Below are 18137 nucleotides of genomic sequence, written 5' to 3'. Positions count from 1 at the left end.
CGGCGCAGGGGTTCCGGGGCCCGGTCAGGGAGCGAGCCGACCGGCCCGCCCGCCGCGGCTGTCACACGCGGCGCAGTACGGCGACGACCTTGCCGAGGATGGTCGCGTCGTCGCCGGGGATCGGCTCGTAGGCCGCGTTGTGCGGGAGGAGCCATACGTGGCCGTCCTCGCGCTTGAAGCGCTTGACGGTGGCTTCGCCGTCGAGCATGGCGGCGACGATGTCGCCGTTCTCGGCGACCGGCTGGCGGCGGACGGTGACCCAGTCACCGTCGCAGATCGCCGCCTCGATCATCGAGTCGCCGACGACCTTGAGGACGAACAGTTCGCCGTCGCCGACGAGCTGGCGGGGGAGGGGGAAGACGTCCTCGACGGACTCCTCCGCCAGGATCGGGCCACCGGCGGCGATGCGGCCGACCAGCGGGACGTACGACGCGGCGGGCTTGCCTGCGGTGTCCGTGGGCTGCACGGTGACGGCCTGGTCGGATCCGCGCACCTCGTACGCGCGCGGGCGGTGCGGGTCGCGGCGCAGGAAGCCCTTGCGCTCCAGCGCCATCAGCTGATGGGCGACCGAGGACGTGCTGGAGAGGCCGACGGCCTGGCCGATCTCCCGCATCGACGGCGGGTAACCGCGCCGCTGTACGGAGTCCCTGATGACCTCGATCACCCGGCGCTGCCGGTCGGTGAGGCCGGAGCTGTCCGCCCGGATGCCTGGAGGTCGGCCCGGCAGGGAGCGCTTGTGTCCCTCGGGATTCGTGGCTTCGTTCATCGCGTGTACCGGCTCGACTCGGCCCAAGGAGCGGTCCTGGGCGGTGATGGTGGCACTGTCTGCGGTGGTGGTCACGTCGGCCCCTCTCGATGGTCTCCCTGCTGGACAACGGTAGTTGCTTTCGAAAGGTTGCGCCAAACACACGTTCGAGTGAAAAAGTGCGTTTCGCCTGACGCGATCGTGTGTCTGGGTGTATTGCTAACGCGACACTTGGCGGACAAAAGCGCCCATTGTTGTACTCTTCACCGCCGGGATGCGCAGGCCTCGTGGGCCGTGCCCCAGTCTGCCATCCGGAATCCCGCAGTCCGGGATCCGGGGTCCTTTCTGCGCGGGAGTGCCACGCTTCCTCCTTGTGCCGCCCACGGTATCCCCGCAAGGCGTCGCGGCGGCACTGCCCGGCGCCCGCGTGTCCTCGCCGGTCGCCTGCGGCGCTCGGGGCCGCCCTTCCGGCGCGACACGCGTAGCTGCCTCGCTGTATGAGCCAATCCCCACATCTAGTGGTTGGATGGCTACCGCAGCCCAGAAGTTGTGGTCCCCCGGGTCTGAGACGCCTCGGCCATCGCCTATGCTTAGGGCTGCTTCGCGGGGCCTGTGGGTCCGGCGAGGCTGACGAGTCTGCTGTGAGGAGGGTTGGAGAACATGCACTGCCCCTTCTGCAGGCATCCCGACAGCCGTGTGGTCGACAGCCGTACGACCGACGACGGCACGTCCATCCGCAGGCGCCGCCAGTGCCCTGACTGCTCCCGTCGTTTCACGACCGTGGAGACGTGCTCGCTCATGGTGGTCAAGCGGTCCGGGGTCACCGAGCCCTTCAGCCGCACCAAGATCATCAACGGTGTGCGCAAGGCGTGCCAGGGACGGCCTGTCACCGAGGACGCGCTCGCCCAGCTCGGCCAGCGGGTCGAGGAGGCGGTGCGTGCGACCGGAAGCGCCGAGCTGACCACCCACGACGTGGGTCTGGCCATACTCGGTCCGTTGCAGGAGCTCGACCTCGTCGCCTACCTGCGGTTCGCCTCCGTCTACCGGGCGTTCGACTCGCTCGACGACTTCGAGGCCGCCATCGCGGAGCTGAGGGAGACGACGGGAGGCCCCGCCGCGAACGGGGAAGACGCGGTAACGGGGAGCCAGGAAGACGGTCGCGGGCCCGGCGGGACCACTCAGGTCCCCGTGCCCGCCCGCGCCGCCGACTGACCGGAGGGCCGGAAACCGGGAGGAGAACCGGGTTCCGGCCGGGAGGCGGCGAACGAAGACCTGTTGCGGGTGGCAGCTGAGGGTGCCCGCAGCACATGACAGAAACACGTGCCCATAGGAACAAATGGGTACTTCAGGGCGTTTTTGCCCGTACAGGGAGGCGGCATGACAGAGACGGCGAGCGGTCCGGCACGAGGTTCCCGAGCGAAGGGCGCCAAGGCCACCAAGGGACTGCGTATCGAGCGCATCCACACCACCCCCGGAGTGCACCCGTACGACGAGGTGTCGTGGGAGCGCCGTGACGTCGTCATGACCAACTGGCGCGACGGCTCGGTCAACTTCGAGCAGCGTGGCGTCGAGTTCCCCGACTTCTGGTCGGTGAACGCGGTCAACATCGTCACCAGCAAGTACTTCCGGGGCGCGGTCGGCACCCCGCAGCGCGAGACCAGCCTCAAGCAGCTGATCGACCGCATCGTGAAGACGTACCGGAAGGCCGGTGAGGACTACAAGTACTTCGCCTCGCCCGCCGACGCCGAGATCTTCGAGCACGAGCTGGCGTACGCCCTCCTGCACCAGATCTTCAGCTTCAACAGCCCCGTCTGGTTCAACGTGGGCACCCCGCAGCCCCAGCAGGTCTCCGCCTGCTTCATCCTGTCCGTCGACGACTCCATGGAGTCGATCCTCGACTGGTACAAGGAAGAGGGCATGATCTTCAAGGGCGGCTCCGGCGCCGGCCTGAACCTCTCCCGCATCCGCTCCTCCAAGGAGCTGCTCTCCTCCGGCGGCAACGCCTCCGGCCCGGTCTCCTTCATGCGCGGCGCCGACGCCTCCGCCGGCACCATCAAGTCGGGTGGCGCCACCCGCCGCGCCGCCAAGATGGTCGTGCTCGACGTCGATCACCCCGACATCGAGGACTTCATCGAGACCAAGGTCAAGGAAGAGGAGAAGATCCGCGTCCTGCGCGACGCGGGCTTCGACATGGACCTGGGCGGCGACGACATCACGTCCGTCCAGTACCAGAACGCCAACAACTCGGTCCGCGTGAACGACGAGTTCATGACGGCGGTCGAGAACGGCGGCAAGTTCGGCCTGCGTGCCCGCATGACCGGTGAGGTCATCGAAGAGGTCGAGGCCAAGGCCCTGTTCCGCAAGATCGCCGAGGCCGCCTGGGCCTGCGCCGACCCGGGCATCCAGTACGACGACACCATCAACAACTGGCACACCTGCCCCGAGTCCGGCCGGATCACCGCGTCGAACCCGTGCAGCGAGTACATGCACCTGGACAACACGTCCTGCAACCTGGCCTCGCTGAACCTGATGAAGTTCCTGAAGGACGACGGCAAGGGCAGCCAGTCCTTCGAGGCCGAGCGCTTCCAGAAGGTCGTCGAGCTGGTCATCACCGCGATGGACATCTCGATCTGCTTCGCGGACTTCCCGACCCAGAAGATCGGCGAGAACACGCGCGCGTTCCGCCAGCTCGGCATCGGCTACGCCAACCTCGGCGCCCTGCTGATGGCCACCGGCCACGCCTACGACTCCGACGGCGGCCGCGCCCTGGCCGGCGCCATCACCTCCCTGATGACGGGTACGGCCTACCGCCGCTCCGCCGAGCTGGCCGCGGTCGTCGGCACCTACGACGGCTACGCCCGCAACGCCGACGCCCACAACCGCGTCATGAAGCAGCACGCCGACGCCAACGGCATCGCCGTCCGCATGGACGACCTGGACACCCCGGTGTGGGCCGCCGCCACGGAGGCCTGGCAGGACGTCCTGCGTCTCGGTGAGAAGAACGGTTTCCGTAACTCCCAGGCGTCCGTCCTCGCGCCGACCGGCACCATCGGCCTCGCGATGTCCTGCGACACCACCGGTGTCGAGCCCGACCTGGCGCTGGTGAAGTTCAAGAAGCTGGTCGGCGGCGGCTCGATGCAGATCGTCAACGGCACCGTCCCGCAGGCCCTGCGCCGCCTGGGCTACCAGGAGGAGCAGATCGAGGCGATCGTCGCCCACATCGCCGAGCACGGCAACGTGATCGACGCCCCCGGCCTCAAGCACGAGCACTACGAGGTGTTCGACTGCGCCATGGGCGAGCGCGCCATCTCCCCGATGGGTCATGTCCGCATGATGGCCGCGATCCAGCCGTGGATCTCCGGCGCCATCTCCAAGACGGTCAACATGCCGGAGACGGCGACCGTCGAGGAGGTCGAGGAGATCTACTTCGAGGCATGGAAGCTGGGCGTCAAGGCGCTCGCGATCTACCGCGACAACTGCAAGGTCGGCCAGCCGCTCTCCGCGAAGACCAAGGAGAAGGAGAAGGCCGAGGTCACCGAGAAGGCCGAGGAGACGATCCGGGCCGCGGTCGAGAAGGTGGTCGAGTACCGCCCGGTCCGCAAGCGCCTCCCGAAGGGACGTCCCGGCATCACCACGTCCTTCACCGTCGGCGGCGCCGAGGGCTACATGACGGCCAACTCCTACCCCGACGACGGTCTCGGCGAGGTCTTCCTGAAGATGTCCAAGCAGGGCTCCACCCTCGCGGGCATGATGGACGCGTTCTCCATCGCCGTCTCGGTCGGTCTGCAGTACGGCGTGCCGCTGGAGACGTACGTCTCGAAGTTCACCAACATGCGCTTCGAGCCGGCCGGCATGACGGACGACCCGGACGTCCGGATGGCGCAGTCGATCGTCGACTACATCTTCCGCCGTCTGGCGCTGGACTTCCTGCCGTTCGAGACCCGCTCCGCGCTCGGCATCCACTCCGCCGAGGAGCGTCAGCGGCACCTGGAGACCGGCTCCTACGAGCCGGCCGAGGACGAGGTCGACGTCGAGGGCCTGGCCCAGTCCGCCCCCCGCGCTCAGGAGCTGAAGGCGGTCGCCACGCCGAAGGCCGAGGCCGAGGCGGCCAAGCCCGCGCCGCGGCAGGCGCACACCAGCGCGGAGCTGGTGGAGATGCAGCTGGGCATCCAGGCGGACGCCCCGCTGTGCTTCTCCTGCGGTACGAAGATGCAGCGGGCCGGTTCCTGCTACATCTGCGAGGGCTGCGGCTCGACCAGCGGTTGCAGCTGATGACACGCCGTTCCTGAAGTAAGGGGCGCCGGCCTAGGGCCGGCGCCCCTCACCCGTACGGGTCCCGGGACGCTCAGGACGGGTGGGCCCTGCCCATCACCCGGGTGAAGGTGGCCGGGTCCTCGTCGAAGCCACGCACGCCGGGACGGAACGTCCACTCGTCCGAGTCGTCCCGGACGAACTCGGCGATCGTGGCGGCCGTCGACCCGAGGACCGACGCGAAGCCGTCCTCGGCGAGCACGGTGTACCCCTCACGGATGCGTACGGCGGGATTCAGCACGTGGGCGAACGTCTTGTGCCCGGACCGCTGTTGGATGACGACACCCACCACCACGCGCGCGTAGCGGTCGCTGAGGCGGTCCAGTTCGAGCGTCATCACCTCGTCCCAGCCGAAGCCCTTGCCGTCCGTGCTGTCCCGGTTGAGGAGGATCGTGCCGTCCGGCGAGCGGCTGTCGAAGTGCACCAGATAGGCCGGATCCCCGTACGGGTCGCCCGACAGGAACGTCGCGGCGACGATGTCGAGATCCGTCGACGGCCGACCCGCCGGACTGGGGTCCCACTTGAGCGCGACCTCGACCTTGCGGATTCCCTTGCTGAAGCCGGTCACCAGGCCTTCCCTTCCCCCTGTGGCTCGCTCGACCCCAACTTCCCGTCGGTCGGGGTCCCTTGCCGCCCATCGTCCCACGCGCGCGGGGGCGTGTGCGCGGGCGATCTCCGCCGGAGCGTGACCGACGCCACGCCCCATGGCCTTACGATGGCGCCGTGCTGGTCAAGTGGATTCGCTGCACCGTGGTGGACCGCCGGGGGTTCGAGCGGGGACAGCGAAAATGGGCGGGGCTTCCGGGGGAGCCGGGTTTTCGGGGACAGGGCGGGGGCTGGAGCCGGCAGCGGGCGGGGGTGGCGCACATCTTCACCTTCTGGGAGAGCCGTGCCTTCTACGACTCCTTCATGGCCCGTTCCCACGACCGCCTGGCCGCCGCCCAGTCCGGCACGTTCAAGGACGCCCAGGTCAAGTTGTTCGAGTACCGCTTCGACGTGAAGACGGGATTCGAGCCGCGGTTCACCGACGCCGATCTGATCCGCGTGGCCCTGTGCCGTATCCATGAGGAGCGCGTGGAGCACTTCACGCTCATGCAGGAGAAGGTCTGGAATCCCGCGATGGCGGGTTCGCCCGGCATGATCCGCGGCATGTTCGCGGAGGCTCCGGAGCAGGAGTTCCTGATCCTTTCGATGTGGCGGTCGGCGGCCGAGCACGGAAAGTACCGCACGGAGCGTGTGGAGCGCCTCGCCCTGCGTGCCCAGACCGAGGCGGACATCGCGGCGCTCTCCGGTGACATCGTGGACCTGGAGCCGTCCTGGACGGTCTGACGCAGTGGTCCGACGAACCGTCGCACCGCCCGAAACCGCCCCGGTGCGGCTCGTGCGGAAGCGGCCCCGGACACGGCCGGCATGTGACCTACGCCGTAGAGGACCCCATGAGTGCTCGACTCTCCGTGGTTCGAACTAGGGTTTCGGCATGGCACGACCACGGCGTATCGTCCTTGTCCGGCACGGCGAGTCCACGGGCAACGCCGACGACTCCGTGTACGAGCGCGAGCCCGACCACGCTCTCGCGCTGACCGAGCGCGGCTGGCGGCAGGCCGAGGAGACCGGCAAGCGGCTCCGCGAGGTCTTCGGCCGGGAACGCGTGAGCGTGTACGTCTCCCCCTACCGCCGCACCCACGAGACGCTCCGCGCCTTCCACCTCGACCCCGATCTCATACGGGTCCGGGAGGAGCCCAGACTGCGCGAGCAGGACTGGGGCAACTGGCAGGACCGCGACGACGTGCGCTTGCAGAAGGCCTACCGGGACGCGTACGGCCACTTCTTCTTCCGGTTCCCGCAGGGCGAGTCCGGCGCCGACGTGTACGACCGGGTCGGCGGCTTCCTGGAGAGCTTGTTCCGCAGCTTCGAGGCCCCCGATCACCCGCCGAACGTCCTTCTGGTGACCCACGGGCTGGCGATGCGGCTGTTCTGCATGCGCTGGTTCCACTGGACGGTCGCCGAATTCGAGTCACTGTCCAACCCCGGGAACGCCGAGATCCGGATGCTCGTCCTGGGAGAGGACGGCAAATACGCACTCGACCGGCCCTTCGGGCGCTGGCGGGAACCGGTGCGGTACTGGGCGAACGGATAGAGTGGCAAGGCGATGACCGCTGACTCCTCTTCCCTCGTACGCCTGGAACGTGCCCTGGCGAGCCTGCGGGGACTGGCCGTGGGGGACGCGCTGGGCTCCCAGTTCTTCGTTCCCGCGAACCACCCCCTGCTGAAGCGCCGCGAGCTGCCCGCAGGCCCCTGGCAGTGGACGGACGACACCGAGATGGCCTGCTCCGTGGTCGCCGTTCTCGCCACCCATCACCGCATCGACCAGGACGCGCTCGCCCGCTCCTTCGCCGAGCACCACGACTTCGACCGGGGCTACGGCCCCGCCGTCAACCGGCTGCTGCGCCTCGTCCGGGAAGGCGAGGACTGGCGCCGGCTGGCCGCCGGGCTCTTCAACGGCCAGGGGTCCTGGGGCAACGGCGCGGCGATGCGGATCGCGCCTCTGGGCGCCTGGTACGCGGACGACCCCGAGCAGGCGACCCATCAGGCGGAGATCTCGGCCTACACCACGCACCAGCACCGGGAGGCCGTGGTCGGGGCCATGGCCGTGGCCGCGGCGGCAGCCATGGTGGGCTCGCCCGACGGTCCGCCCGCCCCGGAGGCACTGCTCGACGGCGTCATCGCGCTCGTCCCGAAGAGCGCGGTCGGCCAGGGTCTGCGCCGCGCCCGCGACATGCTCGACTACGGCGACGCCGCCACCGTCGCCGCGGTCCTGGGCTGCGGGCGCCGTACGACGGCCCATGACACCGTTCCCTTCGCCCTCTGGTCCGCCGCGCGTTGCCTCGGCGACTACACATCGGCGTTCTGGACCACCGCCCAGGTCGGTGGGGACGTCGACACGACCTGCGCGATCGTGGGAGGCGTGCTGGCCGCGGCCGAGGCAGGGGCGCCGCCCGCGGAGTGGGTGCGGCACACCGAGGCACTGCCGGACTGGGTGCCCGCGGGGAGCTGACGGCCTCCGTCCGACGCCTTCCGCCTGGCGGCCTTCGCCGGCTTCACGTCGACGATCAGAAACTCTGCGTGCCTATCGGGAACTCTGCGTGACCGCCGCCCGTTCTTCCGGTATCCGCCGTCCATCTCGTTCGTGGTCGGGTGGGCGGGCGGAGCCGTGACCATGACGAAGAGGGACGGAGGGGTGGGAGATGGCGTTCGCCCCGCCGGCGCCTGTGTTGAAGCTGGTTCCGGCTCTGTTCTTCCTGTTCCTCGCCTTGTCCGGGGCACTGGTGGCCGTGGTGCGGCCGACCGGATCTTCGCGTGCGCCGTCGGTCCCCAGGCGACGATCCGGTCGGCCGCGGCATCGCGCGGCCCGGCCCGGATCAGCCGAGGTGCGGCCCCGCCGTGCCCGCGAGGGAGTCGAGGTCGCCCTTGCGGACCCTGAGCACCAGCCAAGCGGTGAGGAAGGCGAGCGCGGCCATCGCCGCGGCCGGTATGAAGGCCGTGGAGATGCCGTGGGCGAGCACGTCGTGGCCCCAGGGCGCGGGCAGACGGTGCGTCTTGGCGAACTGCGCCTTCTGCTCCGGCGAGGCGTCGGCGAGGAACTTCGGCAACTGCTTCTTCGCCTCGTCCGTGCTGGCGGATCCGAAGACGGTCGTCAGGATGGACAGCCCGAGCGAACCGCCGACCTGCTGCATCGCGTTGAGGAGCCCGGAAGCCGCTCCCGCTTCGTGCGGGGCCACACCCGACACGGCGGTGACGGTGGCCGTCACGAAGTTCAGGCCCATGCCGAAGCCGAACACCAGCATGGGGCCCAGCACCCCGCCCACGTAGGTGCTGTCGGGCCGGATGAAGGTCTGCCAGACCAGCCCGATGACCACCAGCGCGGAACCGCCCATCATGAACGGCTTGGGGCCCAGTACCGGCAGGAGGCGCTGGGACAGGCCCGCCCCCACCGCGATCGCGGCGGTCACGGGGAGGAAGGCGAGACCGGCCTTGATGGCGCTGTAGCCGAGCACGTTCTGCACGAACAGCACGATGTAGAAGAACATGCCGAACATCGCCGCGGCCAGGCACAGCATGATCACGTACGTGCCCCAGCGGTTCCGGTCGGCGAACATCCTGAGCGGGGTGATCGGCTCCTTCGCCCGCATCTCGGTGAAGACGAAGGCGAACAGGAGGACCACGGCCGCGCCGAAGGACCCCAGGGTGAGGCTGTCCCGCCAGCCGTCCTCCGCGGCGCGTATGAACCCGTACACCAGCGACGCCATGCCGACCGTGGAGGTCAGCGCGCCGGTGAGGTCGAAGCGTCCCGGATGCCGCTCGGACTCGTTGATGTACAGCGGTGCGAGCGAGGCGATCAGCACACCGATGGGCACGTTGACGAACAGCACCCACCGCCAGTCGAGCCAGTCGGTGAGCATGCCACCCGCGAGCAGGCCGATGGCGCCACCGCCCGCGGAGACGGCGGCGAAGACTCCGAAGGCCCGGTTCCGTTCGGGGCCTTCGGGGAACGTCGTGGTGATCAGCGCCAGCGAGGTGGGCGATGCGATCGCGCCCCCCACGCCTTGCAGAGCCCGCGCGGCCAGCAGTTGCCAGGGTTCCTGGGCCAGACCGCCCAGCAGCGACGCGAAGGTGAACAGCAGGATGCCGGCCATGAACACCCGGCGGCGGCCGAGGATGTCGCCGGCCCGCGCACCGAGCAGCAGCAGACCACCGAAGGTGAGCGTGTAGGCGCTGACCACCCACGTCAGGTCGGTGGTGCTGAACTTGAGGGCCTCTTGAATGTGCGGGAGCGCGATATTCACAATCGTCGCGTCGAGTACCACCATGAGTTGGCAAGCCGCGATGACGGTGAGTGCGATGCCGGGATGCCCCTCCCGGCGGGCCACGCCCGGTTTCTGATCGTCCTTGAGCAGATGAGAGGTCGTCACTGTGGGTCCCCCATACAGGCTTTAGTGAACGCTCGCGTTCACTTGTGCGTCCACGGTAGTGAGTCCCCAACAGTGAACGCAAGCGTTCACTTAATCGTGCGCCACGTTCCGCGTCCCCCTGTTGCTGCGGCGCGGCGCCACTTCCCCCGGAACCCCCGCTTCCCTTGCATGCTGGAGAAACACTGATGGTTACCTCGCGCTGGACGGCCGCCCCTGACCGGACGGCTTCCCCTCGTCGGCGCGGTGCGGTGCTGGAACGCGCGATCCTGGACGCCGCTCTGGAGCAGCTCAGTACGGTCGGCTGGAAGGGCCTGACCATGGAAGGCGTCGCGGCCGGCGCCCAGACCGGCAAGGCCGCGGTCTACCGCCGCTGGCCCTCCAAGGAGGATCTGGTCGCCGACGCCCTGGTGTCCGGACTGCCCCGGGTCGAGAAGGCCCCGGATCTCGGGAGCGTGCGCGAGGACCTGCTCACCCTGTGCCGGCAGGTACGGCGGATCATGTACTCGCGGCCCGGAGTCGCACTGCGTTCAGTGATTCACGAGTGCGATCACGTGCAAGCGGGGCGCTTCGAAGGGGTGATCTTCGGGACCGTGGTGGAGCCGACCGTCAAGCTGCTTCGGGAGGTCATCACTCGGGGCATAGAGCGAGGAGAGGTCCGGCCGGACGCGGCCAACGGGTACGTCTTCGATGCCGTCCCGGCCATGATGATGTACCGATCGAAGATGTGCGCGAGCGAATGGAGCGATCGAGATCTCGAAGAGATGATCGACCAGTTGATGCTCCCGCTGCTGCGGCCCTACGAGACCTGACCCGCCGCGTCGGCACTCCCGGTGCCGGCCGGACGACCGGGGTGTCGCGAGGCGATCCCGGCGGCGTACGCTAAGGGCGCCATGCCGTACGAACCACCTACTCACACCGTCGAGCGCTCCCTGCGCGCCACGACCGGAGCGAAGGTCATTGCCGGTGTCGACGAGGTGGGGCGCGGCGCCTGGGCCGGGCCCGTCACCGTCTGCGCGGCGATCACCGGACTCCGCCGCCCGCCCGAGGGGCTGACCGACTCCAAGCTGCTGACGGTCAAGCGCCGTACGGAACTCGCTCTGATCCTGCAGTCATGGGTGACGGCCTATGCACTGGGGCATGCTTCCCCGGAGGAGATCGACGACCTGGGGATGACGGCCGCGCTGCGGCTCGCCGCGGTCCGCGCTCTGAACGCGCTGCCGGTCCGCCCCGACGCCGTGATCCTCGACGGGAAGCACGACTACCTCGGCGACCCCTGGCAGGTACGCACGGTGATCAAGGGCGATCGATCGTGTGTGGCCGTCGCGGCGGCGTCGGTGATCGCCAAGGTCCAGCGCGACAAAATGATGGCCGAACTGGGTATCGACCATGCAGACTTCGGATTCGCGGACAACGCCGGGTATCCGTCGCCCGTGCACAAGGCCGCACTGGAGGAGTGGGGGCCCACCCCGCACCACCGATTGTCGTGGGCGTATCTTGATGCGTTGCCTCAGTGGCGGCACCTCAAGAAGGTCCGCAGCTGGGCGGACGGAAGCGTTCCGGAAATCGAGGGTCAGCTCGTTCTCGATTTCTGACGGTTCCGCTCGCACTGATGTGCCACCCGGCCATCCGCGCCGCACCAACGTTTGATAAATATCAGCTCATGCCTCTCATTCCCGAGGAGCCTCAGATTCACGAGAGTGCCCAGGGTCCCCGCGCCACTCCGGCCAGCGGCCGTACCGCGCCGACCCCACGCCCCGTACCCGGCCCCCGTCCCGCGGCTCCGTCCCGCCCCGGTCGTCCCGGCCCTCTGCGGCCCACGCCGCCGGTGCAGCGCACGCCGCGTGACGTGGCTCCGGCCACGCCTGGCCCTTCCGGCCCGGCCGCTCCCGCCGCCACCGCGGCGAGCCCGCAGATCCAGCTGATCCCGGCTTCGGCCGAGGGCGCGCTCGACGCCGCCGAGGAGGCCGTGGACCTGCTCCTGGACTCGGGCCGCGCCCCCGGCGACGTGCTCGTGATCACCACTGGTGCCCAGCACCCGTGGGCCGAACACGAGTTGTCCTTCGGTGAGACGTCCTACTGGGCGCAGCACGACGCCGGTGACGACGTCTTCTACGCGGATGCCGCCGTCGCCTCCCGCGCCGTGTCCCGCCCGGTGGTCGTCGTGGCCGTCAACGGAGGACCCGTCTCCGTCGCTGCCACCGCCCTTCCGCTGGCCCACTCCCGGGCCGGTGCCCTGCTGATCGTCTGCGGCGACCCGCAGCAGATCAACTCGGTGCTGGGCGCCGGCGTCTGAGCCGTGTCCGGCACCCCGGGTCACCGGGGTGCCGAGGTGGCCGCTCCGGCGGAGTCCGCACGGTGCGGCTTTTGGCATGCTCGCGTGTGGGCCGCGGCAGCACCGCTGACGGGGCGGCTCTCCGAAGGACCGCTGGAGAGCGGGACGCGGAGGGCCGGCACGCCTGACCGGGTCGCGACAGCGCGGGCGCATGCCGGGCCGGCGGGAGCGCTCTCCCTGTGTGGCCGTGGCCGTGGCCGTGCCGTGGCCCTGGCCGAGGCGACCGCGCCGGGGTTGCTACCGGAGTTGATCTGGCCGGAGCCGATCTCGTACCCCCGGACCAACGCCTGCGCCCACGTGTGTTCTCGGCACCGCTCGCGACAGACGACGGCCCGGCACGGGCATCGCACACCGGGCACCGGCTACCGGCCGGCCACGTGCTTCGGGCAGCCCGGCCGTCCGTTCCGTCTGTGCTGCCCGGCTGGTTCTGGTGCTCGTGCAGCCGAGCCCGGTCGGTCGCGGCGATCGGACACCCCGGCTGTCGCAGCATTCGGTGGCGTTCGTACAGCCAGGTCGGCGGCATGAACCGTCGTACCGCCGGCGCAGCGCTGCTCGGCGAACTTCAGCGAGCCGCAGCCCGGCGCAGCACCTCTGAGACCGGGCCACCGGTGCGCGGTATGAGCGGCGGAGCCTCCGCCGTGGCGAAGGGCTCGGGAGCCGAGTGCGCGTTGGGCCGGCGTCCGCCGCGCCCCTCGCCGAGCACCTGCCAGCCGTCATGCGTCAGCGTGATGTACGCCCCGCAGCGCAGCCCGTGCAGTGTGCAGGCATCGCGCAGTCCCCACATCCAGGCGCCGTCCTCCTCGGTCCAACGCGCGTCACCCTCGCGGCAGTAGAGCAGGACGGCCGTGCGCACAGGAGTGCGGCGGCGGAGGTCGTGCGGAATCACCCGGCGCAACTGGGCCAGCAGCGCGTTGCGGAACATCCAGCCGTCGGCGGCAGCCGGACGGCGTGTGAACGAGGCGCTGGCCCGCAGCCGCTCGTCCGGGTCGAGAACCGCCACGATCGCCGTGAGCGGCTTCGGGTGATGGCGGGCATGCAGCCCGCTGACGACCTCACGGGGGTTGCGCAGCAGAGGGATCCCGGCAGCGGCCCACTCGGCCGGCTCCAGCAGGCGACTGGCGGAAGCGGCGGACGTGGACGTCGACAACGAGGCCGCCGAAGACGAGGCGAATCCGAAGGTCACGTTCCTCCCTTCGGCTACGCGCCCACACTGCGGGCGAGGTCGGATTCGGGGGAGCGCGCACCGCAGCGGAGCCCAACCGGATCACGGACGAGCCGTGCGGGGAGCGGACCTCAATTCTTCCTGTCGAACTTGGCTGCGGCAACGAGCAATTGGCACCGCCGACTGTTATCTGGTGGTGCGTGGCTTATATCCCTACCCAAAGGTTCGGCTGATGACGCCTGAGGTGCCCGGCCGCCGCCCGCCGGGCCACCGTGAGTAGCCGCGCGGTCCTCCCTGAGCAGTGAGGTCCTCCCTGAGCCGTGGAGTCCTGCGGCAACACGTCGCTCAGCCCGGGGGAGGCGAGAGCGGGCGGCGGCACGCCGGTCTCGCGGGACGGCGAGAAGCGGCGGCGGCACTTCGCTCACCCGTGGAAGGCGAGACGTAGTGGCGGCACGTCGGTTGACCCCGGACGGCGAGAAGCGGTCCGGGGCATGTCGGTCACCTCGGTACGGTGAGAAGTGGTCCGCGGCACGTCGCTCACCCCTGCACCGCGAGGACCAGCGGCAGCACTCCGCGCGCCCCGGACTTCCGGAGCAGGCGCGCCGCGACCGCGAGCGTCCAGCCCGTCTCCGTGAAGTCGTCGACCAGCAGCACCGGACCGTTCGACGCGGCGAGTGCCGACGCCAGGTCGGGCGGCACCGTCAACGCGCCGTCGAGGGCCTTCAGTCGCTGCGCGCTGTTGCTGCGTGGCGAGCGGGGAGCGTCCCTGGCGTACTCCACCGAGCCGAGCAGGGGCAGTCTGCCGACTTCGGCGATCCGGGTGCCCAGGGAGTGGATCAGCCGGGGCCGGCTGCGCGAGGCCACGGTGACGACGCCCACGGGCCGGGGCGGGGCGTCGGGCGCACCGGAGGCCCAGCCGCCGGGACCTCGGGCCCAGTCGGCCAGGACGTCCACCACAGCTCGCGCCACGTCGTCGGGGACCGTGGCGTCCGGCGTCTGGGGCGCGAGCAGCGGACGCAGGCGGTTGCCCCAGCCGATGTCGGACAGGCGCCCCAGCGCCCGCCCGGGCGAGGCCTGGTCCCCGGCCGGGATGCGTCCCTTGAGGTCGATGCCGATGGCCGGCAGGCCGGTCGGCCACATGCGGCGGGGCTCCACTTCCACTCCGGCGCGGCCCAGGTCGCTCCGCGCGGCGTCGAGGGCCGCCGGGGACAGACCGGAGGTGAAGCGCGGTCCGGCGCAGTTGTCGCAGCGGCCACACGGTTTGGCGCCCTCGTCGTCCAGTTGGCGCTGGAGGAACTCCATCCGGCACTCGGCGGTGGTCGCGTACTCGCGCATCGCCTGCTGTTCGGCCGCGCGCTGCCGGGCCACCCACGCGTAGCGGTCGGCGTCGTAGGACCACGGCTGTCCGGTCGCGATCCAGCCGCCCTTGACGCGACGCACCGCTCCGTCCACGTCGAGGACCTTCAGCATGGTCTCCAGGCGTGAGCGCCGCAGCTCGACCAGGGGTTCCAGTGCGGGCAGCGACAGAGGGCCGTCCGCCCGGGCCAGGACGTCCAGGGTGCGCCGGACCAGATCCTCGGCGGGGAAGGCCAGCGACGCGAAGTACTGCCAGATCGCCTCGTCCTCCTTGCCCGGCAGCAGCAGTACCTCCGCGTGGTCGACACCACGGCCGGCCCTGCCGACCTGCTGGTAGTAGGCGATGGGGGAGGAGGGCGAGCCGAGATGGACCACGAAACCGAGATCCGGCTTGTCGAAGCCCATGCCGAGCGCGGAGGTGGCGACCAGGGCCTTGACGCGGTTGGCGAGGAGGTCGTCCTCGGCCTGCTGCCGTTCGGCGTTCTCCGTCTTGCCCGTGTACGGGGCGACGGCGTGCCCGCGCTGCCGCAGGAAGGCGGTGACCTCCTCGGCGGCGGCCACGGTGAGCGTGTAGACGATGCCGGAGCCCGGCAGGTCGTCCAGATGGTCGGCGAGCCAGGCCATCCGGTGCGCGGCGTCCGGGAGCCGCAGCACGCCGAGGCTCAGACTCTCCCGGTCCAGCGGCCCGCGCAGGACCAGGGCATCGGACGTGCCCCCCGTGCCGAGCTGCTCGGCGACGTCCGCGGTCACTCGCGCGTTGGCCGTGGCGGTGGTGGCCAGTACGGGGACCCCGGGTGGGAGGTCGGCGAGCATGGTGCGCAGCCGGCGGTAGTCGGGGCGGAAGTCGTGGCCCCAGTCGGAGATGCAGTGGGCCTCGTCCACGACGAGCAGACCGGTGGCCGCGGACAGCTTGGGCAGGACCTGGTCACGGAAGTCCGGGTTGTTCAGCCGCTCCGGCGAGACGAGCAACACGTCGACGTCGCCCGCCGCGATCTCGGCCTGGACGGCCTCCCACTCCTCGGTGTTGGCGGAGTTGATGGTCCGGGCGTGGATACCGGCCCGGCCGGCGGCATCCACCTGGTTCCGCATGAGCGCGAGCAGCGGCGAGACGATCACCGTGGGCCCGCTTCCTCTGGCCCGCAGCAGCGAGGTCGCCACGAAGTACACCGCGGACTTGCCCCATCCCGTGCGCTGTACGACCAGGGCCCGGCGCCGGTCCGCGACCAGTGCCTCGATCGCCCGCCACTGGTCCTCGCGCAGCCGGGCCGCGCCCGTGGCATCCCCGACGAGCCGGGCGAGGACGGCGTCCGCCTGCGCCCGGAGATCCGCGTTGCTCGTGTGCTCCATGCGTCCCATACAACAGGACGGCACCGACAAACGGGCGGGCCCGAGCCGAGGCTGTGGACAACGCGGAAGGCTTTGTCGTGTCCCTGATTCGAGTTATCCACAGGCTCAACCGGAATCTCAAGATCCGCGAGATCGTCGGCGCATGACGAATCACAGCGAAACCACCGGACCGTTCGAAAGCAACGACATCTCGGGGCAGGAACCGGCGGCCACATCCGCGGACCACGCCACGCAGGTCACGCTCCGCACCCCGGCCGAGCTGGCCGACGCCCTGCCCTACCTCCTCGGCTACCGCCCGGAGGACAGCATGGTGCTCGTCGCCCTGCACGACCACGCGGGCCGCCGGGGCAGGTTCGGCGGCCGGGCCCGGCTCGGCATCCCCGCGACCGAGGAGGACTGGGAGGCCGCCGCCCGGCAGCTGGCCCGCGGTCTGGTCACCGGCAGCGAGCGGCGCGGCGCCCGGCCCGAGCGGATGGTGGCCTACGTCTGCCAGGAACCGGGCCCGGGGGAGTCCGGCCGGGACGTCAAACTGCGGCTGGAGAGGCTGGCACAGCTGATGCGCACCGAGTGCGGCAACCTCGACGTGCCGGTCATCGAAGCCCTGTGCATCTCCGACGGCCGTTTCTGGTCGTACTGCTGCCCGGTCAAGGGCTGCTGCCCCGAGGACGGCTCGCCGATGGGCCTTCCCGGCACGTCCGTGCTCGCCGCGGCGGCCACCTACGCCGGCATCCAGGTGCGCGGCACACTGCGGGAGCTGCGCGCCCGGTTGCAGCCCTGGGAGACCAGCGCGGCGCTGGAACAGGAGATCGCCCTGGACACGGCCGGCATGAGCCTGGTGCCCCGCCTCCTGGACGAGACAGCCCGTCAGGAGGTGGCGCAGGAGACTCTAGACCTGGCCGAGCGGATCATTCGCCGCTACGGCACCGCGGCTCCGGTCTCCGGCGCGCATCCGGCGGACGTGCGCGACGACAACCTCCTCGCGGACGACGAGGCGGCCACCCTGATCCTCGGGCTCCAGGACCGTACGACCCGCGACAGGGCAGCCGCCTGGATGGAGGGGGACGAGGCCGGTCCGGCGCTCCGGCTCTGGCGCGCCCTGGCCCGCCGCTGCGTCGGGCCCTACGGCGAGCACGCCGCCGCACCACTGACCCTCGCGGGCTGGGTCGCCTGGTCCATGGGGGACGAACTGGAGGCGCGGGAAGCGCTGGCCATGGCCTTGGCCGCCGATCCCGACTACCTCTTCGCCCGCCTGCTGCACCAGGCCTGCAACGAGGGGCTCGACCCCGAGGCGGTCCGCCGCTGCCTGCGCACGGAGACCGCACGGCACACAACGCCGGGGACCACGGAGCGAACGGACCCGGCACCGCGGACCACCCTCACCGAACCCCCGCAGACCCATGCTCCGGCACCCGCAGCCGGCATCCAGGCGGACGACCAGAGCGCCGAGCCCGCCTCCCGGCCGGGCAGGCAACGACGGCGCCGTGCGCGCACCGCGGACGGCGACGAAGGCCGTCAGACGGCTCGCGCGAAGGGAGGCCGACGGAGGCCGGCCGACACCCGCCCCCGGCCGTCCGCCACCGGGACCTCCAGGCCCGGCACCCGCGGCCCGATCACCACGCGCACGCGTGCGGCGGGTCCAGGCGACGCCTCCACCGGTGGCGCCCGTTCGGACACCGGGCGTCCGCAGCCCGAGGAGAACGGGTGAGCGCCGACCGGTGTGAGCCCGGACAGGTGCCGGCCCGCAGGGGAACGGCCACCCGTCCACCGGGCCTGAGCAAAGGCATCTCCGGGTATCCCGGCAGCTCACTCCTGGCGAGGCATCGAGGCCGATCGGCTCAGGGTGCTCCGACGGCCTCCTGCGGACCGGTCGCGTCGGCACCAGGTGCCCTGACGGCCACCCTCGCCGACCGGTCC

14 protein-coding genes are annotated in these 18137 nt (G+C 70.6%); 9 read left to right on the top strand and 5 right to left on the bottom strand.

Going from position 1 to position 18137, the window contains the following annotated elements:
- Positions 1-61: 61 nt before the first annotated feature.
- A complete protein-coding gene (gene lexA, locus IE273_RS06175) occupies positions 62-841 on the bottom strand; it encodes a transcriptional repressor LexA (protein WP_058082171.1) in 780 nt (259 codons plus the stop codon).
- Positions 842-1405: 564 nt separating this feature from the next.
- Between lexA and nrdR the strand changes: the two genes are divergently transcribed.
- Together nrdR and IE273_RS06165 are read left to right on the top strand one after the other, a co-directional pair.
- Positions 1406-1957 (top strand): transcriptional regulator NrdR, encoded by a 552-nt coding sequence (gene nrdR, locus IE273_RS06170; protein WP_189814106.1) that lies wholly within the window; start codon positions 1406-1408, stop codon positions 1955-1957.
- A 165-nt stretch (positions 1958-2122) separates the two neighbouring features.
- Positions 2123-5017 carry a vitamin B12-dependent ribonucleotide reductase gene (locus tag IE273_RS06165; protein ID WP_189814105.1) on the top strand — a complete coding sequence of 965 codons (2895 nt, stop codon included), beginning with the start codon at positions 2123-2125 and terminating at the stop codon, positions 5015-5017.
- Positions 5018-5090: 73 nt separating this feature from the next.
- Here IE273_RS06165 and IE273_RS06160 read toward each other — a convergent pair whose 3' ends face one another.
- Complete coding sequence (locus IE273_RS06160) at positions 5091-5624, bottom strand: TerD family protein (protein ID WP_189814104.1); 534 nt, start codon at positions 5622-5624, stop codon at positions 5091-5093.
- A 155-nt stretch (positions 5625-5779) separates the two neighbouring features.
- Between IE273_RS06160 and IE273_RS06155 the strand changes: the two genes are divergently transcribed.
- The 3 genes from IE273_RS06155 (at position 5780) to IE273_RS06145 (ending at position 8111) form a co-directional block, all read left to right on the top strand.
- Positions 5780-6385, top strand: coding sequence for a YdbC family protein (locus IE273_RS06155; RefSeq protein ID WP_189814103.1), 606 nt, complete (start codon positions 5780-5782; stop codon positions 6383-6385).
- A 148-nt stretch (positions 6386-6533) separates the two neighbouring features.
- The gene (locus tag IE273_RS06150) at positions 6534-7193 is read left to right on the top strand and encodes a histidine phosphatase family protein (RefSeq protein WP_189814102.1); all 660 of its coding nucleotides are present in this window, start codon (positions 6534-6536) and stop codon (positions 7191-7193) included.
- A gap of 12 nt (positions 7194-7205) precedes the next feature.
- Positions 7206-8111 (top strand): ADP-ribosylglycohydrolase family protein, encoded by a 906-nt coding sequence (locus tag IE273_RS06145; protein WP_058082174.1) that lies wholly within the window; start codon positions 7206-7208, stop codon positions 8109-8111.
- Between the two features lie 364 nt (positions 8112-8475).
- Here IE273_RS06145 and IE273_RS06140 read toward each other — a convergent pair whose 3' ends face one another.
- Positions 8476-10026 (bottom strand): MFS transporter, encoded by a 1551-nt coding sequence (locus IE273_RS06140; RefSeq protein ID WP_189814101.1) that lies wholly within the window; start codon positions 10024-10026, stop codon positions 8476-8478.
- A 185-nt stretch (positions 10027-10211) separates the two neighbouring features.
- Between IE273_RS06140 and IE273_RS06135 the strand changes: the two genes are divergently transcribed.
- The 3 genes from IE273_RS06135 to IE273_RS06125 all read left to right on the top strand — a co-directional run bounded on the left by IE273_RS06135 (position 10212) and on the right by IE273_RS06125 (position 12319).
- A complete protein-coding gene (locus tag IE273_RS06135; protein WP_189814100.1) occupies positions 10212-10835 on the top strand; it encodes a TetR/AcrR family transcriptional regulator in 624 nt (207 codons plus the stop codon).
- 81 nt (positions 10836-10916) lie between these two features.
- The gene (gene rnhB, locus IE273_RS06130; protein WP_189814099.1) at positions 10917-11618 is read left to right on the top strand and encodes a ribonuclease HII; all 702 of its coding nucleotides are present in this window, start codon (positions 10917-10919) and stop codon (positions 11616-11618) included.
- Between the two features lie 68 nt (positions 11619-11686).
- Complete coding sequence (locus tag IE273_RS06125; RefSeq protein ID WP_189814098.1) at positions 11687-12319, top strand: hypothetical protein; 633 nt, start codon at positions 11687-11689, stop codon at positions 12317-12319.
- Between the two features lie 601 nt (positions 12320-12920).
- Here IE273_RS06125 and IE273_RS06120 read toward each other — a convergent pair.
- Both IE273_RS06120 and IE273_RS06115 read right to left on the bottom strand, forming a co-directional pair.
- Positions 12921-13541, bottom strand: a complete 621-nt coding sequence (locus IE273_RS06120) for a hypothetical protein (RefSeq protein ID WP_189814097.1) — start codon at positions 13539-13541, stop codon at positions 12921-12923.
- Positions 13542-14057: 516 nt separating this feature from the next.
- Positions 14058-16223: a RecQ family ATP-dependent DNA helicase gene (locus tag IE273_RS06115; RefSeq protein WP_189814096.1), complete on the bottom strand. Its 2166-nt coding sequence runs from the start codon at positions 16221-16223 to the stop codon at positions 14058-14060.
- A gap of 142 nt (positions 16224-16365) precedes the next feature.
- On the opposite strand from IE273_RS06115, the gene IE273_RS06110 reads away from it, so the two are divergent.
- A complete protein-coding gene (locus IE273_RS06110) occupies positions 16366-17928 on the top strand; it encodes a DUF4192 domain-containing protein (RefSeq protein WP_189814095.1) in 1563 nt (520 codons plus the stop codon).
- Positions 17929-18137: the final 209 nt, after the last annotated feature.

The organism is Streptomyces olivaceoviridis (genome assembly GCF_014650115.1).
Lineage (GTDB): Bacteria > Actinomycetota > Actinomycetes > Streptomycetales > Streptomycetaceae > Streptomyces > Streptomyces olivaceoviridis.
Note: the sequence above shows the minus strand (reverse complement) of the source record. Positions and strands in the feature narration are given on the sequence as shown.

Coding starts and splice junctions, on each gene's coding strand:
- rnhB (WP_189814099.1), top strand. CDS start 10,917: ATGCCGTACGAACCACCTACTCACACCGTCGAGCGCTCCCTGCGCGCC.
- IE273_RS06150 (WP_189814102.1), top strand. CDS start 6,534: ATGGCACGACCACGGCGTATCGTCCTTGTCCGGCACGGCGAGTCCACG.
- nrdR (WP_189814106.1), top strand. CDS start 1,406: ATGCACTGCCCCTTCTGCAGGCATCCCGACAGCCGTGTGGTCGACAGC.
- IE273_RS06135 (WP_189814100.1), top strand. CDS start 10,212: ATGGTTACCTCGCGCTGGACGGCCGCCCCTGACCGGACGGCTTCCCCT.
- IE273_RS06165 (WP_189814105.1), top strand. CDS start 2,123: ATGACAGAGACGGCGAGCGGTCCGGCACGAGGTTCCCGAGCGAAGGGC.
- IE273_RS06125 (WP_189814098.1), top strand. CDS start 11,687: ATGCCTCTCATTCCCGAGGAGCCTCAGATTCACGAGAGTGCCCAGGGT.
- IE273_RS06110 (WP_189814095.1), top strand. CDS start 16,366: ATGACGAATCACAGCGAAACCACCGGACCGTTCGAAAGCAACGACATC.
- IE273_RS06115 (WP_189814096.1), bottom strand. CDS start 16,223: ATGGAGCACACGAGCAACGCGGATCTCCGGGCGCAGGCGGACGCCGTC.
- IE273_RS06145 (WP_058082174.1), top strand. CDS start 7,206: ATGACCGCTGACTCCTCTTCCCTCGTACGCCTGGAACGTGCCCTGGCG.